Here is a 16,559-nt window from a genome sequence, read left to right on the forward strand (position 1 = left end):
CCGTAGTCAATGAATTCACACAAATATTTAGTTGATTTAATTTTCTGATATATTTTCATATTATACATCAACTTTTGCCAAATTCAGTTATGTGACGGAAAAGACATAAAAAAACACCCATCACCGCGTTAATTGGAGATGGGTATGCTACATTTAATTTTGCCAAACCGGCGTATCATTCTTTTTTCGTTCTGCCATTTGTTCCGCCGTGAAAATAATGCGCATCGGGTTGCCGCCTGCCATTGCGCCGGCCGGTACGTCTTTATGCACCAGTGTCGCCGCAGAAACGATTGCCCCGTCACCTATTTTCACACCCGGTAAAATCGTCGAGTTTGCGCCAACCATAACATTGCTGCCAATTTCGACATCACCAAGACGGTATTCTTCAATTAAATACTCATGCGCTAAAATTGTCGTATTAAAGCCGATGATTGAATTATCTCCGACTGAAATACGCTCCGGAAACATGGAATCCGGCATGACCATCAATGCCAGAGATGCCTGTTTGCCGATTTTCATTTTTAAAAATGAGCGGTACAGCCAGTTTTTCCAGGCCATTACCGGGGTAACCCGTCCGATTTGGATAACGATAAAGCATTTCATCACTTTCCAAAAAGAAACCGTATTATAAACTTTCCATAATGAATTCGCACCTTGAACTTTGTAGCGTTCTGTTCTGCGCATGCCTACTCCCCTTTCACAATATCCAATAAATCACGCATATGATGAAGCATATAAGTCGGTTCATACGACATTAAATAGTCGACTCCTTTAGCAGACCACGCAACACCCGCTGTTCGGACCCCTGCATTTTTCCCGCCTTCAATATCATGCGAATTGTCGCCAATCATGATCGCTTCTTCTTTACGGACACCCAGCTTTTCGAGTGCTAATAGAACCGGTTCCGGATGGGGCTTCACATGTTCCACATCATCAAAACCGACAATGACATCGAAAAATTGTTCCGCACAAAGTACTTTTAAACCGCGGGCAAGGCTTTCTCTTGCTTTTGTTGAAACGATCGCCAGTTTGATGCCTAAATTGTGGAGCTCTTCCAATGTTTCGACTACTGCATCATAGCTTGTTACTAAACGGTCATGGTTCAGTGCGTTCCACTCTTTGTATTTCCCGATCATTACTTCGGTTTCGCCCGGTGTTAATTCGTCAAACGTCTGTTTTAATGACGGACCGATGAATCTCAGACAGTCTTCTGTCGAATATTGCCCGGGAAATTTTTCGTCAAAAATATACATGAACGTCTGGATGATTAAATCATTTGTATTTAATAATGTGCCGTCAAAATCAAACAGCAATGCCTTTGTTTTCATACCGAAGAATGCTCCCTTTTAAAAAACCGCTCGCACTAATGCAAACGGTGTTAACTATTTATTTCCCTACATAATAGGAGGTTGATTTCCATTCCGAGGAGTACGCTTTCCGCGGGCGTGAGGCCAACAGGATGTTGGTCACAAAAGCGTTGCCACAGGACGTGGCGTTCTTAGCTTTTGTTCCTAGTCTCAGGCTTCACGCTATTCCCGCAGGAAACGCAGTTTGTAGCGAAAGGCGTTTGCCGTCAGCTTGTGTTTTTGCAGTGCGAAAGGTGAAACCGTCAGCACGAACACTCGACTCCCCTCCATTCCAATCAACCAACTTTTTTATTTATTTCGTTTACTTACTTAACATCTTACTAAAATTATTTCTTCTTACTCTTCTTATTTTTACTATTATTTTTAGTCGCAACAGGTTTTTCGTCATCTAAATAGTGGATAACCGGTTTTACTTTCATGCGGCGATAAACGATGGCAATGATGCCGACTGTGATACCGATGATTGAAACGACTTGGGCTGAGCGTAAATCGCCTACTAAGTATAAGCTATCTGTACGCAAGCCTTCGATGAAGAAACGTCCGATTGAATACCAGATTAAATAGAAGAAAAACATTTCGCCGCGTCGCCAGTTTAACTTGCGGGCAAACAGCAAGATGACTAAGCCGACTACGTTCCATAATGATTCATACAGGAATGTCGGGTGTACATAGTTTCCGTCTTCACGAATATACATTTGTTCGATCAGCCAGTTCGGTAAAAACAGACCTTCCAAAAACTCACGTGTAACAGGGCCGCCATAAGCTTCCTGGTTCACGAAGTTGCCCCATCGTCCAATAATTTGACCAACGAGAATACTCGGTGCTGCAATATCGGCCAGTTTTAAGAAGCTCACTTTGCGCTTTTTCGTAAATATGTATGCTGTAATAAACGCTCCGATCAATGCACCGTGAATTGCAATACCGCCATTCCAAATTTGAATGATACTGCCCGGATGCTGGCTATAGTAGTCCCACTTCATCACAACGTAATACACACGGGCTGATAAAATTGAAATCGGTATTGCCCAAATGAGCAGGTCGGCGAAAAATTCCGGATCTAACCCACGGCGAACCGACTCTTTCTGTGCCAGAAAGTAGGCAACGACAATTCCGAAGCCGATAATGACTCCGTACCAGTTCACCGGTATTGGTCCTAAATGGAATGCCACCGGGTTAATTGCTAATAAATTTGTAACCATAAACTTCTCCCTTCAACTACCTCTTAATAATCGTCTATTTCATCATTCGGAACAAGCATATCGTCCAGACGACGTGAAAATTCCTCCGCAGCATTGACACCCATCTTCTTCAGTCGGTAGTTCATCGCAGCTACTTCAATAATTACCGATACGTTTCGTCCTGGCTGTACTGGAATTGTCAGTTTCGTAACTTCTGAATCAATAATTTTCATTTTTTCCTCATCTAGTCCTAGACGATCATAAAACTTTTCCGGATCCCATGTTTCAAGCTCTATTATTAATGTAATACGCTTATAGGGACGTATTGCGCTCGCACCGAACAGTGTCATAATATCGATGATGCCAATACCGCGAATTTCCAGCAGGTGCTCCAATAATGGCGGCGGGAATCCAACAAGCATGTTTTCGCCTTCCTGACGAATTTCCACACTATCATCTGCCACTAACCGATGTCCTTTTTTTACAAGCTCAAGTGCCGTCTCACTTTTCCCGACACCACTTTTCCCGATAATCAGAACACCAATACCATATACATCAACAAGCACACCATGAATCGCCGTTGTCGGGGCAAGCTTGCTCTCCAAAAAGTTTGTCAGTCTGCTCGAAAATCTCGTTGTCGTAAGCTTCGTAACAAGTACTGGGACATGATTTTCATTCGATGCATCGATCAGTTCCTGAGGCACGTCCAAACCACGCGAAATAATAATTGCCGGTGTTTCATCCGAACAAAGCTGCTTCATCCGGCTTCTTTTTTCCTCTACAGGCAACATTTCAAAAAACGAGAGCTCTGTTTTACCTAACAGCTGAACACGGTCAGCTGGATAATGTGTAAAATAACCGGCCATTTCCAAACCTGGACGGGATATATCACTCGTCGTTATGTATCGTCCAACCCCGGCTTCTCCACTGACTAGCTCCAAATTAAACTTTTCCATAACATCTTTCGCAATTACTTGAATCATAAATTTGGTACGCTCCTATCTTCTAGCATCTCCACTGTATTTTATCATGTCTAACCCGATTCCAATATATAACGTGCTTAGTTTTTTAAATTATCAATCATATCACGGGATCATTCGCTCAAAAGGGAAAAAAAGATGAAGCGAATAAAGCTCCATCTTTTTTATGTATAACTTACTTTAATGTTGATAAATACTCTGCAGCTGCTTCCGCTTTTTCGCCTTTTACAATACCAGGAGGCATACGGTCTTTACCATTTAAAATAATATCCAAAATCTCTTCTTCCGAATATTTTGCCCCTAATTGATTCAACGCTGGCGCATTCCCGCCTTGTAATTGGCCGCCATGGCATGTTGCACATGATTGCTGAACAACACTTTTCCCGTCGATTTCAGCTGTTTCGCCGCCGTTTGATGCCGAATCATCTCCACCGCACGCAGCAAGGAAAATGGCTGATCCAAAAACTAATGTAAGTAAACTCTTTTTCATTCTGAACCCCTCCAACAATGAACTTCTATTCCACTACCGATTATAACAAACTTATACTTTTTTGAAACCTTCGCCCAGTACTTCATAGGCATCGGAAACAATGACAAACGCTTGAGGATCAACGGTTTTCAGCACTTGTTTCAACCTTGTGAACTCTGTTTGATATACAACGACCATGAGTACAGGACGTTGCTCACCTGTATAACCGCCAAATGCCGGAAGCCTCGTAATCCCGCGATTGATCTCTTTATAAATCGCATCGCGTACATCCGTTTCTTTTTGTGTAATAATGTAAACCATTTTCGATTGGCTGAATCCTAACTGCACAATGTCAATTGTCTTTGTCGTAACAAATAAGCCAATTAACGCAAACAGCCCTTTTTCAAGATCAAACACAATGGCTGCACTAACCGCGATCAGGCCATCGATGACCAGCACGCTTGTCCCTAATGTTAAGCCTGTATATTTCGTAATAATTTGAGCAAGCAAATCCGTACCGCCCGTTGAAGCATTCCCTTTAAATACAAGACCTATTCCTAAACCGACTACAATACCGCCAAAGAGAGCCCCCAATAATGGGTTCAGCGTCCAAGGATCCCAGCTTTCCGTTAAGATAACGAAGAAAGGAAGAGCAACCGTACCAATAAAGGACTTTATCCCGAATTTTTTCCCCAGCACAAGCACGCCTGCTATAAATAAGGGAATATTAAACGCGTACTGAACAATCCCGGCATTCCACCCGAACATTCCATGGAGAATTGTACTAATCCCGCTTACCCCGCCGGATGCGACCTGGTTTGGAAATAAAAACACATTAAAGCCGAGCGCAATAACCGCTGCGCCGACAATGACAAATACATATTCCATTACACTGTTTTTCACAGAATTCTGTGCGCTATATGTCATACAAATCCTCGCTTCTTTTGTAAATTCCATTGAATTATAACAAATCCTACATTAAATGAGAACTTCATCTAACTAAAGGAAAAGCGCCCCATAATAGGACGCCTTCTCTTCAGCTTTTATTCGATTATTAATGCCTCATCAACCCAAACTTTCACTTCTTCATACATCGGCAAAAGCCCTTCAACCGGTATATTTAGTTGGCGTGCTAGAGGGATGACTTTATCCCAGTCCAATTTACTTAAAGCTGTAGCAAACTGTAAATACAGCGTCATCTCCGTCTGTTCACCGGAGATTGTTTCCAAAATCGTTTCCGATAGCGGCAATTGTGTCACGATGGCATTCATCGGCCGCTTTAAAAGGGAATCAATTAACGAAAACAGACCGACTAAAAAATACTCAGAAAAGTTCTTTTTGTAATTCAGACGGGCGACTTTTTCAGATGCCTTTGCTCTGAACAACGATGCATACATTAATTCCTGAAATACATCGCTATTTCGATTTACATCGGATTCACGCATCGCCAGTAAATAAATCCACCGCCGCAATTCCGTTAACCCTAATAATAAAATAGCCTGCTTAATCGAGCGGACTTTCGTTCTCGGACGTCTCGACGACCCATTGATTAATTTAAGCAACCGGTAGGATAACGAAATCTCCCGTTCGATATTGTCCGCCAAGACATCAATATTTGTCTCATCATCCCGCAGCAACGAGATAATCTGGAAATATTGAAACAGGTTCGCCGGTATGTCTCTGGCCGTCAGTATTTGTGGTTTTTCAAAGAAATAGCCCTGGAATAAAAAATAACCGGATTCTTTCGCGATTTCGTACTGCTCACGTGTTTCTACCTTTTCTGCTAATAGTTTAATATGAGGAAATTTTGATTTAATCTTATTTTCGATTGTTTTTCTCTCATTCTCATCTGTAAGTAAAAAATCGATTTTTATATAATCAACGTACTGAAAAAGATCATCATAAATTAAAACTTCTTCATTAATAACAAAATCATCAAGCGCAATTTTATTTCCCGCATGTTTTAATTGTTTAAGCCGTTCGATCAATGCCACTGTAATCGGAATATCTTCCAATATTTCAATGACAATTTGTCCATGCTCAATAAAATCAACAGATTCCTGCATAATCAGGTTTTCCGTAAAATTAATGAAGGATGGCTTTCCATTGGCTACTTCTCTAATGCCGATCGAAAGAAATGAATTGATTAACAGCTCAACAGTTGCTGTATCGGCATCAATATTTGGAAACTGGTTGGTGTAATTATTTCGATACAACAACTCATACGCTACGATTTCTTCATGTTTGTTAAATATAGGTTGTCGCCCAACAAAAACTTCCATTTAGTAATTTCCCCAATACTTGTATATTTTCCCTCTATTTATTATGGAATTTGCTGTTATTTTACAATTTTCCAATGTACTATAAAATTAGATTAACAAAAATCAAGGAGGCAGTAAATGTGAATACTGTAAAATACGAGCAAAAAGACTTCATTGCATATGTAACACTTGATCGCCCCGATATGTTAAACGCTTTTAATTTTGAAATGCTGGAACAACTAAGAAATGTAATGGAATCAATCCAAATCCACCCTGATATTCGCCTTGTCATTATAACAGGTTCTGGTGATAAAGCCTTTTCAGTTGGTGCAGACTTAAAAGAACGAAAAACATTGCCGGATACACTAGTGAAACGCAACTTAAACCGGTTCGGAGAAGTATTCACGCTCATTGAGCAATTGCCGCAACCGACGATTTGTGTATTAAACGGCTATGCCTTTGGTGGCGGGCTTGAGCTTGCACTTGCCTGCGATTTCCGTATTGCGGCTGAAACGGTTTCACTCGGCTTAACAGAAACGGGCTTAGGCATCATTCCTGGTGCTGGCGGAACACAGCGACTGCCGCGTTTAATCGGAGAAGCAAAAGCATTGGAGCTTATTTTGACAGCAAAACGGATGACTGCCCATGAAGCACTTGATTATGGTGTTGTAACGAAAGTGGCACCGGTGGAAAGCTTACACGAAGTGACGGCCGACTTTGCCGCACTTATTTTACGTAATGCACCGATTGCGATCCAGCAAGCTAAATTTGCTGTTAAACAAGGAATGAAAACAGATATTCAAACAGGTCTTCAAATTGAACGAAAAGCCTATGAACTGACAATCCCTACTGAAGACCGCATTGAGGCACTGAATGCTTTTGCGGAAAAAAGAACCCCTCAGTTTAAAGGTAGATAAATATAAATAAAGGAAAACAGGGCCCCTCTAGTAGGAAGCCCTGTTTTATATTTTACAAGTATTTCTCAAACCAACCTGTAATTTGCTCAAGTCGTTCTAATCGTAAGTTCGGGATTCCTGTACGTGACAAGTTGTGGTCACATTCAGGGAAACGGACGAAGCCGACTTCTTTGCCCATATTCTTAAGCGTAATATAAAGTTGCTCTGCCTGCTCGATCGGGCAACGGAAATCACGTTCACTGTGCAAAATCAGCAATGGTGTTTCAACATTAGCCGCATATTTCAGCGGTGAGTGGTGCCAAAGTTTTTCTACATCATTCATATCAGCGAGCATTTGCCATTCCGAGAAATAATAGCCGATGTCCGATACACCGTAGAAGCTGATCCAGTTTGAAATCGAGCGTTGGGTAACAGCTGCTTTAAAGCGGTTCGTATGACCAACAACCCAGTTCGTCATAAAGCCGCCATAGCTTCCGCCCGTAATTCCTAAGCGTGACTCATCGATCCATGCATAGTTTTCCAGTGCATAATCAACACCAGCCATAATATCTTCATAATCCCCATCACCATAATTGCCGCGCACACCATCAACAAACTCCTGGCTATAGCCATGACTGCCTCGTGGGTTCACATAAAGCACCCCATAGCCTTTCGCCGCCAATAGCTGCATCTCATGGAAAAACGTATTTGCATATAAAGTATGTGGTCCACCGTGCACTTCGACAATTAACGGATACTTTTCACCTTCTGTATACTGTGCCGGCTTCATAATCCAGCCATGTACAGTCAAACCGTCTTTTGATGTGTACGAAATCGCTTCCGGTTCAGACAGCGTCGTCTCTTGTAAAAACTTTTCGTTAAACGTCGTTAACTGCTTACGATCCCCTGTAGTAATATCAAAGTCAAACAGCTCTCCAGGGAAAGTTCCATTGGATACCGTCATTAGTGCACGGTTGCCGTTTTTAAAGATTGCATAGCCGTATACATGCTCATTTTCCGGTGAAGCAGGATAAAGTGCGCCTTCCAACGTTGCATAATATAAGCGGATATCCCCTTCAGTCGATACTTGGAAGTACAAATCATTGTTTTCCGTCCACACTACAGATGGAGCCGATACACCTTGCTGAATGTCAGCAACCGCATAATCGCCAACCGGTAAGTCCAGCATTTCCGTCAGCTTTATGGTTGTTTTCGTTTCCGTATTATAAATATAAACATGGCCATGTGTAGCATTTCTGAATGAATGATCCGAACCGCCAAATGCAATATAACGGTCATCAAATGAAAACTCAGCACCACCAAAGTATCCATCTTCATCTATTAGAACTGTTTCTTCTTTCGTGTCTACATCCACTAGGTAAAGCGGTGTACGGAAAACTTGATCCGTATTTTCTTCACGGTTCACACCGATCACCAATGTTTTCCCATCATGTGAAATGCCCTGTAAGCTATGTGAATAATCGCCTTCTGTAAAAGTACTTACTTCTTTCGCAGCTAAATCAACAGAAGCAATTTGTGTATAGCGGTTCTGTTTTAATAAACCAATACTGTCTGCTTTGTATTTCATTTTATCCACGACATAGGCTTTCGGGAATTTCGAATCTTCCTTTTCTTCCTCTTTCGTAATATCCAGCCCTTTTTTCACTGTGCTTGTAATCCAAACTTTCTGACCACAAGGACTCCATAAAAATGAATTGACGCCATTTGGTAGTGTCGTAATTTCCTGTGCTTCCCCACCACGGCTGTTTAATATGTATAGTTGCTGTTTTTCATTGCGCTTCACTAAAAATGCGACTTGTTTTCCGTTCGGAGACCACTGCGGATTTGTCACACGTTCATTGCCGTAAGTCCATTGCGTTGTTTCCCCTGATTCCAAATCAATATGGAACAAATGGGCATTGTAATTATTTTCTTCTTTATTGATCTCTGTTCGAATAAATACCGCCTCTTGCTCATTTGGCGCAAGTACCGGATTAGTAATAGATTGAATTTCGAACAAGCTTTCTTTTGTAATTAACTTTGTCATTAAAACACCTCTTCATTTATTTCGATTTCCGTAATAACAATGTACCATCTTTTATTTGAAATTTCAAAATATAATTCTATAAAAATATGTAGAATAAAAGTTTAACCCCTCTCCTCATAGAGCTTCTTATATAGTTCCGGGTTTTTTTGGGCGTGTGCCGCATAGCAGCTTGGAACACCCGCCAAATCAAAAGTGTCCGGCTCTAAATCGTAACGCCCTTTAGTCGGCGCTTACAGTGGTAGGCAATGCAAATAGTGCATGCCTCATGATGCACTATTTGCATTTGCGCCGAGGATGTCTGCAACTTGTTGCAGACACCGCAGAAGCACATTTCCGGTTCTACGCACAAAGTTAATCTTTCTTTATAAAAAATGATAGCCCTTGTTACAAAAAATATTTCTCCTTTCTAAAAAAGGTGATACTTTATGAGAAAGTAGGCGCCTTGCGAAAGCACCGCGCCTCCCAATATAAGCAACGATAGAAACACCGGCACTTTATGATTGGCGGGCCTTTCACAAAGCACGAAGAAAAGTCGCAAAGACATGTGCAACATGGCTTGGTGACTTTTGTGCTTGCCCGCCAATAAACACCCGAACCTTATAAGAACCCTAATAAGAAGGCTGATCCCTATAAGTACGCAAGGCGCCTTGCGAAGGCACAGCGCCTCCCTATATAAGCAACGATGGAAACACCGGCACTTTATGATTGGCGGGCCTTTCACAAAGCACGAAGAAAAGTCGCAAAGACATGTGCAACATGGCTTGGTGACTTTTGTGCTTGGCCCGCCAATAAACACCAGAACCTTAGAAGAACCCTTATTAGAAGGCCGATCCCTATAAGTACGCAAGGCGCCTTGCAAAGGCACAGCGCCTCCCAATATAAACAACGATGGAAACAACGGCACTTTATGATTGGCGGGCGTTACACAAAGCACGAAGAAAAGTCGCAAAGACATGTGCAACATGGCTTGGTGACTTTTGTGCTTAGCCCGCCAATATACACCGGAACCTTATAAGAACCCTTATAAGAAGGCTGAACCCTATGAGTAAGCAAGGCGCCTTGCGAAAGCACATCGCCTCCCAATATAAGCAACGATAGAAACACCGGCACCTTATTACCATTTAAAAAAACACCCGCCAAGATGGCAGGTGTTGAAATGTTATGTTCTTGCGATTTCTTTTAAAGAACGGCGCAGAATTTTGCCTGTTGTATTTTTTGGCAGCTCGTCCAAAATTTCAATAACAGTCGGCACTTTGTATTTCACAATACGGTCTGCACAGAACTCGCGAATCGCTTCAATTGTTAACGTCGGATCCTTTAACACAACGTAAGCATGTACCGACTCACCAAAATCCGGATCCGGGAAGCCTACAACTGCCGCTTCCACAATACCTTCATGTGAGAACAATACTTCTTCCACTTCACGAGGATACACATTGTAACCGCCTACAATAATCATATCCTTTTTGCGGTCAACGATGTAGAAGTAGTCTTCCTCGTCTTTTCGTGCCAAGTCACCTGTATATAACCAGCCGTCGCGAATAGCTACTGCTGTTTCTTCCGGCATATTGTAGTAGCCTTTCATGACATTCGGTCCGCGTACGATCAGCTCGCCAACTTCACCAACGCCCACTTCATCGCCATTTTCATCGACTACTTTATTTTCAACATTGCTGATCGACTGTCCGATTGAGCCTGGTTTACGCTCACGGTCTGTCGGGTTGAAACAAGTAACCGGTGAAGCTTCCGATAAGCCATATCCTTCAGAAATTCGTACATTGAACTTTTGCTCAAAGTTATGCAGCAATGATACAGGTAATGACGCACCACCTGAAATCGCTAAACGAATTGTCGAGAATGCAGCAACATCCGCTTTGTCATATTGATAAAGGAAATTATACATTGTCGGAACACCCGCAAATACCGTTGCTTTATACGTCGAAATCAATTCAAAAATTTCTCCCGGACTAAAGCGTGGCGCCAATAAGATTGTTGCTCCGCGTGTTAACGGTGAATTGACAACAACCGTTAATGCAAAGACGTGGAAAACCGGCAATGTTGCCACGATACGGTCTTCTGAAGTCATTTTTAAGTAATCGCCAATATCTCTGGCATTCGAGAATAAATTATTATGTGTCAGCATGGCACCTTTCGGATGACCTGTCGTACCGGAAGTATATAGAATAATCGCCGTATCATCCGGCGCGATTTCTACAGGATCCGTTGTACGTGCTGTTGTAGCCAATACTTGTGAAAACAGCTTCGTCTTTTCTTTTGCTCCATCTGAAAGCGCGGCATACTTTTCGCCGATGTCTTCTGTCGTTTCGCAAATGATATACTGTTCTACTTGTGGGAATCTATGCACCCCTGCTTCCACAAGCGGTAATAATAAATCAAGTGCGATGACAACTTTTACATCACCATTTTGGATAATGTATGAAATTTCATCTGCTGTATAGATTGGATTAATCGGAATTGCCACAGCACCAATACGCATTGATGCATATAAACTGATGATGAAGTGCGGTGTATTCCCTAATAAAAATGCGATATGGTCGCCTTTTTTTACACCTAAATCTTCCAAAGCAGCTGCAAAGCGTGCAACCGATTGCTCCAATTCACCGTAAGATGTGCCTTTACCTAAAAAGTAGTACGCTGTTTTTTCTGGTTGTTCGAAAGCTTGTTGTCTTACCTTTTCAACTAAATTCAATACACCCATCCCCCTATGCGTAAAATGAAAAAATTTTCACTCTATTAGCATTATAGAATAAGTATATTAATAAAACAATACGAAAATCTCGTTTATTCACAAATATTGTACTAAAATCATATTTTCTCTATTTTGTATTTATCCGCGCACATGTGAAATATAGCGCCAGCGGATAAGGAAAAAGTAGACGATTTGGATAAGTGCAAACATTGTAAACGAAAACACAACTTCTTTTACGATCGATAAATTCATGACATCGTTCAATACGGTTTGCACAACATAGAACGCAAATGCGCTATGCACAAAGGCTAATCCCCACGGCAGGAAAAATTGAATCATTAAATTTCTCGTAATGAGACGCTTCAGTTCTTTACCGCTTAACCCTATTTTAATGAGCATATCAAACTGTTTTTTCTCCCGGTCCAAATTCGCATAAATTTTGAAATAGACGAAACTTCCCGATGCAAGTAAAAACACAGCTACTACTAATATACCGATAAGTGTTAATAAAGAATACGTAGCTAATATATAAGAATAATTTAAACCCGCATTTTCAAAGTAAAACGGCAATGTATATTCACTGTTGATCAAGTAATCGCGGGCGACCATCTGCTGAATATCAATTCCGACATTTTTCGTTTCAGTCCAGTTAGGGATATCAAACGTAAATAGATGATAGCCGGGCTCGACATATGGTGCCATCTCGAACTCATTTGTCAGCTTTTCAAAGTCTTCATCACTAATAATGATGGAGTTACTGCTAATAATAGCTGTCGGGAAAAACATTTTCGGGTACACACTGTTAATCGTCAGGTCCACATTGTTTTCCTTCAACACTGTCTTTACTTCTGTTCTCTCCAGCTTTTCAATTGAATCCTCCGAATAAGGAATGAACATCGCTTCCCCGCTTTTTAAATTCACGAGCGGATATTTATACGAAAACAGCAGATGGTTAATATCCGTTTCCCGGAAAACCTCTACCGGATTCGACGTATACGACGAAGTTTGGCGCATGACCGTAAAGCGCGTCATATGATAACTAATGCCGTTAAACTCCAGCTCATCAATGACCGATAAAATATGTTCAATTTCATATGGATTATCCATTTCCCCTTTATAGATGAGGCCGATTGGATTGATTTTGTCATATTGCGATGTATAGGAAGACATCGCCGATAAGACACCGACCGTTAAAAAGGCAAGCGTCGATACGAGTGTCACAATGAAAAACATGCGTGAATTGAAACGTAAAATCTGCACTTGTTCGGCAATCGCCAGCATGCGTGCCCGTTTCCAGTAAAACTGCTTATGCCCCTTCAACCGGTCAATAATATAAAGTGTCGTATCGGAAAAGAAATAGTAGGTTCCCAATGTCACGAAAACAGGAATCAGTAATGTATACGAAAAAATCGATGACTTCGTTGTGATGAGTGCCAGACCGTATCCACATAAAATAAGAATGATTCCTAAAATAGCATTACGCTTTGAATAGGATACTGCCGCATCCACAAACTTCGGTCCTCTTATGAAGTTCCGTATTTTAATGTCCGGTGTAAACAGAATGCTCAATGTCGAGATTACGATAAAGGCGCTCAAATAAACGAATAATGTGAGCACAAACGGCTCCCATGACAAATAGAGCGGCAATGCATTTAAGTTTAAAATTTCACGGACAATCATGAAGAAAAACTTCGAAAATGCGAACCCGAATACAATACCGGAAATACAGGAGAAAATACCGATTGTCATCGTTTCGATAATAACCAGTTTTCCTAGCTGGTTCCGGTCCATGCCAAGATGCAGTAAAATCGCGAACTCTTTAGAGCGCGCTTCCAAAAAGGCACGCATCGAGTAGAAAATAAAAAACCACGAAAACAGCACGAGAACGACTTCCGCAAACACCATTCCGGCGATCGATACTTCCCCTAAAAAACCACGTTCGATTTCAGGATGAAACATAAGCATCGAATAAATAAAGAATACAAATACACTGAAAAAGCTGGCCATGAAAAAAGCTGCATAGTTACGGAAGTTACGGAAAACGTTACGGTAAGCGAATTGAAGAAAAGTCACCTACATGTCCCCCTAATAAACTTAATACATTTAAAATCCTTTGGAAAAATGTTTGGCGACGATCATCTGTATAAATTTCATTGAAAAATTCGCCGTCTTTAATAAAAATTACACGATCACAATAACTCGCCGCAATCGGATCATGTGTCACCATTAAAATCGTCGTATCGTTCTCTTTATTCATTCTTGCCAAAAGCTCCAGCACTTCCCGCGATGCATTCGAATCCAGATTCCCTGTCGGCTCATCCGCTAAAACAAGCATCGGCTGATGGATCAGTGCACGTGCAATCGCTGTTCTTTGGGCTTGTCCACCTGATATTTCATTCGGTCGCTTCATTAAAATTGGCGTCAAATCGAGCAGCTCACTTAAATATTTCAACCGTTCCTCCATGACAGCAATCGGCTGTTCATCAATAGTCAGCGGTAAAATGATATTTTCCTCCACCGTCAATGTCGGCAGCAGATTAAAGTCCTGGAAGACGAAACCAAGCTGGCGGCGTCTGAAATAGGCCAGTTCCTCACTGTTGAGCTTTTGCGGCTTCATCCCGTTGAAGATAATTTCACCGGATGTCAGCGTATCGATCATCGATACCATATTTAAAAGCGTCGTTTTCCCGCTGCCTGATGGACCCATGATTGCGACAAACTCACCCTTTTCGACTTCAAAACTAAGCTGGTTGAGCGCTCGCTTCGTCACTTTTCCTTCATAAACTTTCGTAGCATCTTGAATTTGTAAAATAGACATAGCAACTCCTTTTAACCAAGTCTGTTTCTTTCAATCAAAAAATAATCTCTCATGACTGAAAAATCACTTCAATTTGTGTACCTTTACCAACTTCCGATGTAATCAAAAGCTGGTGTCCGAGCTTATCACAAATCTCCTTTGCGATATAGAGTCCCATGCCGGTAGATTCACCGGTTTTCCGTCCATTTTCACCTGTAAAGAACGGCTTCATCACACGGGGTAAATCGGATTTGGGAATGCCAACCCCTTCATCACGTATGAACAAATGGACATGCTGTTCTTTTTGCTCCGCCGTAATATACAATTTTTTATTTGGCTCAAATGTATATTTCACCGCGTTTGTAATGAACTGCCCAATAAGGAAGTTCAGCCATTTCATATCACTCATGACGATTAACTCGTCATCAATGTTCACTTCCGGAAACACTCGGTTGGCGATAAACAGACGTTTATGTTCATTAACATTTGCCATGATTGCTGATTTCAAAGGCACTTTCCCGATTTGCATATCATCCGAAAAGTTTTCCAGACGTGCATTCACTAAAACCATTTCAAGACCGCGCTTCAAACGTTCGGTCTCTTCCTGCACACTTTTTTTATCCAGCTCATCATCCTGCTGCAGCAAAAGCTCCAAAACTGAGACAGGGGTTTTCATCTGGTGTACCCACTGGTTCATAAATTTATATTGTCTGGACTGGGCCGCATAAAGCGCCTGCACTTCATGCTGATACAATTTGTACAGCTCATGCAAGTAACGCTCTGTTTCCATATATTCCGTTGTTTTCGCATTCTTTTGAAGCGCATCCTCCATCGTTTGAGGCAACGTGGAAATCTTCGCCAAATACCGGCGTCTCAACATATAGCGCACAACTAAAAAGGAGAGGATTAAAAGAAGGCTGATCGCAATCGCATAAATGGCAGTAGTGATACTGCGAAAGCCATCAAGCCAAAATAATGAAAGCAAAAATAATGTGAGGACGACTTGAAAGATCACATAGGAAAGATGCTCCTTCACAAATAGTTTGATCGCCATTACATTTCCTCCGAGCTTAATAAGAAGCGGTACCCTGCTCCGCGCACTGTTTCAATAACAGATGAAATGCCGTAGTCAGCCAGCTTCTTCCGAACACGCGTCATATTCACATTTAATGTGTTTTCATCAACAAATGCCTGATCATCCCACAATTCCTCCAACAGCTGTTCGCGTGACACGACTTTTGGCGCTTGTCCCATTAACAATCCTAAAATAACACTTTCCTTCTTTTGAAGCGGAACGACGAGATCCTTCAATTGAAGTTCCATCCGTTCCAAATACAATGTAAGCTGTCCTTGTACAATTTTCCGCTCTTCCTGCCTTGCAGAATATTCTCCATATGTACGGCGCAAATGACTGCGAATTTTAGCGAGCACAATTTCATAGTTAAACGGCTTCATAATAAAATCATCTCCGCCATTTTCCAGTGCGAATATTTGATCCATTTCCCCCGAGCGAGCGGAGATAAATAAAATCGGACATTTCGTAAACTGTCTCAGCTCCCGGCACCAATAATACCCGTCATAGGAAGGTAAATTAATGTCGAGTAGAATGATATGCGGAGAAAATGCTAAGCATTGTTGTATTAATGAATCAAAGTCTTTAATCGTCTCGACTTCGTACTGGTATTTTCTTAATGTGTCTGCCAATAGTGCAGCTATTTTAGGATCATCCTCAACGATGAAAATTCGATGTTTTTCCATCTGAATGACCTCCTTTTCGATAGGTTTTCAACTAAAATATCCCTACATAAGTTAATTGTTCATATTGTTCCATTGTATCAAAAAAAGGGGGCTCCC

Annotated in this window: 14 protein-coding genes; 1 reads left to right on the top strand and 13 read right to left on the bottom strand. The window is 41.5% G+C overall.

Annotated features, from left to right (window positions below):
- Nucleotides 1-153: 153 nt before the first annotated feature.
- The 7 genes from MKY51_RS14700 to MKY51_RS14730 all read right to left on the bottom strand — a co-directional run bounded on the left by MKY51_RS14700 (nt 154) and on the right by MKY51_RS14730 (nt 6,276).
- Nucleotides 154-684: an acyltransferase gene (locus MKY51_RS14700; protein ID WP_339173435.1), complete on the bottom strand. Its 531-nt coding sequence runs from the start codon at nt 682-684 to the stop codon at nt 154-156.
- Between the two features lie 2 nt (nt 685-686).
- A complete protein-coding gene (gene ppaX, locus MKY51_RS14705; protein WP_339173436.1) occupies nt 687-1,328 on the bottom strand; it encodes a pyrophosphatase PpaX in 642 nt (213 codons plus the stop codon).
- 365 nt (nt 1,329-1,693) lie between these two features.
- Nucleotides 1,694-2,566: a prolipoprotein diacylglyceryl transferase gene (gene lgt / locus MKY51_RS14710; RefSeq protein WP_339173439.1), complete on the bottom strand. Its 873-nt coding sequence runs from the start codon at nt 2,564-2,566 to the stop codon at nt 1,694-1,696.
- A 23-nt stretch (nt 2,567-2,589) separates the two neighbouring features.
- Nucleotides 2,590-3,528, bottom strand: a complete 939-nt coding sequence (hprK, locus tag MKY51_RS14715; protein WP_339173441.1) for an HPr(Ser) kinase/phosphatase — start codon at nt 3,526-3,528, stop codon at nt 2,590-2,592.
- Nucleotides 3,529-3,700: 172 nt separating this feature from the next.
- Nucleotides 3,701-4,015 (bottom strand): cytochrome c551, encoded by a 315-nt coding sequence (cccB, locus tag MKY51_RS14720; protein ID WP_339173443.1) that lies wholly within the window; start codon nt 4,013-4,015, stop codon nt 3,701-3,703.
- Between the two features lie 51 nt (nt 4,016-4,066).
- A complete protein-coding gene (locus MKY51_RS14725) occupies nt 4,067-4,921 on the bottom strand; it encodes a YitT family protein (protein WP_339173444.1) in 855 nt (284 codons plus the stop codon).
- 116 nt (nt 4,922-5,037) lie between these two features.
- The gene (locus MKY51_RS14730; protein ID WP_339173445.1) at nt 5,038-6,276 is read right to left on the bottom strand and encodes an HDOD domain-containing protein; all 1,239 of its coding nucleotides are present in this window, start codon (nt 6,274-6,276) and stop codon (nt 5,038-5,040) included.
- A gap of 119 nt (nt 6,277-6,395) precedes the next feature.
- On the opposite strand from MKY51_RS14730, the gene MKY51_RS14735 reads away from it, so the two are divergent.
- On the top strand, nt 6,396-7,172 hold the full coding sequence (locus MKY51_RS14735; protein ID WP_339173447.1) for an enoyl-CoA hydratase-related protein: 777 nt from the start codon (nt 6,396-6,398) through the stop codon (nt 7,170-7,172).
- 52 nt (nt 7,173-7,224) lie between these two features.
- On the opposite strand, the gene MKY51_RS14740 is transcribed toward MKY51_RS14735, so the two are convergent.
- The 6 genes from MKY51_RS14740 to MKY51_RS14765 all read right to left on the bottom strand — a co-directional run bounded on the left by MKY51_RS14740 (nt 7,225) and on the right by MKY51_RS14765 (nt 16,463).
- Entirely contained in the window at nt 7,225-9,198 is a 1,974-nt protein-coding gene (locus MKY51_RS14740) for a S9 family peptidase (RefSeq protein ID WP_339173449.1), read from the bottom strand.
- A gap of 1,159 nt (nt 9,199-10,357) precedes the next feature.
- Nucleotides 10,358-11,908 (bottom strand): fatty acid--CoA ligase family protein, encoded by a 1,551-nt coding sequence (locus tag MKY51_RS14745; RefSeq protein WP_339173451.1) that lies wholly within the window; start codon nt 11,906-11,908, stop codon nt 10,358-10,360.
- 138 nt (nt 11,909-12,046) lie between these two features.
- Nucleotides 12,047-13,981, bottom strand: a complete 1,935-nt coding sequence (locus MKY51_RS14750; RefSeq protein ID WP_339173452.1) for an ABC transporter permease — start codon at nt 13,979-13,981, stop codon at nt 12,047-12,049.
- Complete coding sequence (locus MKY51_RS14755) at nt 13,953-14,726, bottom strand: ABC transporter ATP-binding protein (protein WP_339173454.1); 774 nt, start codon at nt 14,724-14,726, stop codon at nt 13,953-13,955. The genes MKY51_RS14750 and MKY51_RS14755 overlap by 29 nt, the downstream gene beginning before the upstream one ends.
- Before the next feature lie 49 nt (nt 14,727-14,775).
- Complete coding sequence (locus MKY51_RS14760; RefSeq protein WP_339173455.1) at nt 14,776-15,759, bottom strand: sensor histidine kinase; 984 nt, start codon at nt 15,757-15,759, stop codon at nt 14,776-14,778.
- A complete protein-coding gene (locus MKY51_RS14765) occupies nt 15,759-16,463 on the bottom strand; it encodes a response regulator transcription factor (protein ID WP_339173456.1) in 705 nt (234 codons plus the stop codon). Before MKY51_RS14765 ends, MKY51_RS14760 begins: the two co-directional genes overlap by 1 nt.
- Between the last annotated feature and the right edge of the window lie 96 nt (nt 16,464-16,559).

It is taken from the genome of Solibacillus sp. FSL R5-0691, assembly GCF_037974225.1.
GTDB lineage: Bacteria > Bacillota > Bacilli > Bacillales_A > Planococcaceae > Solibacillus.

Bases quoted from the DNA above. Each gene is read 5' to 3' on its own strand.
- MKY51_RS14700 (WP_339173435.1), bottom strand. From the start codon at position 684: ATGCGCAGAACAGAACGCTACAAAGTTCAAGGTGCGAATTCATTATGG.
- ppaX (WP_339173436.1), bottom strand. From the start codon at position 1,328: ATGAAAACAAAGGCATTGCTGTTTGATTTTGACGGCACATTATTAAAT.
- lgt (WP_339173439.1), bottom strand. From the start codon at position 2,566: ATGGTTACAAATTTATTAGCAATTAACCCGGTGGCATTCCATTTAGGA.
- hprK (WP_339173441.1), bottom strand. From the start codon at position 3,528: ATGATTCAAGTAATTGCGAAAGATGTTATGGAAAAGTTTAATTTGGAG.
- cccB (WP_339173443.1), bottom strand. From the start codon at position 4,015: ATGAAAAAGAGTTTACTTACATTAGTTTTTGGATCAGCCATTTTCCTT.
- MKY51_RS14725 (WP_339173444.1), bottom strand. From the start codon at position 4,921: ATGACATATAGCGCACAGAATTCTGTGAAAAACAGTGTAATGGAATAT.
- MKY51_RS14730 (WP_339173445.1), bottom strand. From the start codon at position 6,276: ATGGAAGTTTTTGTTGGGCGACAACCTATATTTAACAAACATGAAGAA.
- MKY51_RS14740 (WP_339173449.1), bottom strand. From the start codon at position 9,198: ATGACAAAGTTAATTACAAAAGAAAGCTTGTTCGAAATTCAATCTATT.
- MKY51_RS14755 (WP_339173454.1), bottom strand. From the start codon at position 14,726: ATGTCTATTTTACAAATTCAAGATGCTACGAAAGTTTATGAAGGAAAA.
- MKY51_RS14760 (WP_339173455.1), bottom strand. From the start codon at position 15,759: ATGGCGATCAAACTATTTGTGAAGGAGCATCTTTCCTATGTGATCTTT.
- MKY51_RS14765 (WP_339173456.1), bottom strand. From the start codon at position 16,463: ATGGAAAAACATCGAATTTTCATCGTTGAGGATGATCCTAAAATAGCT.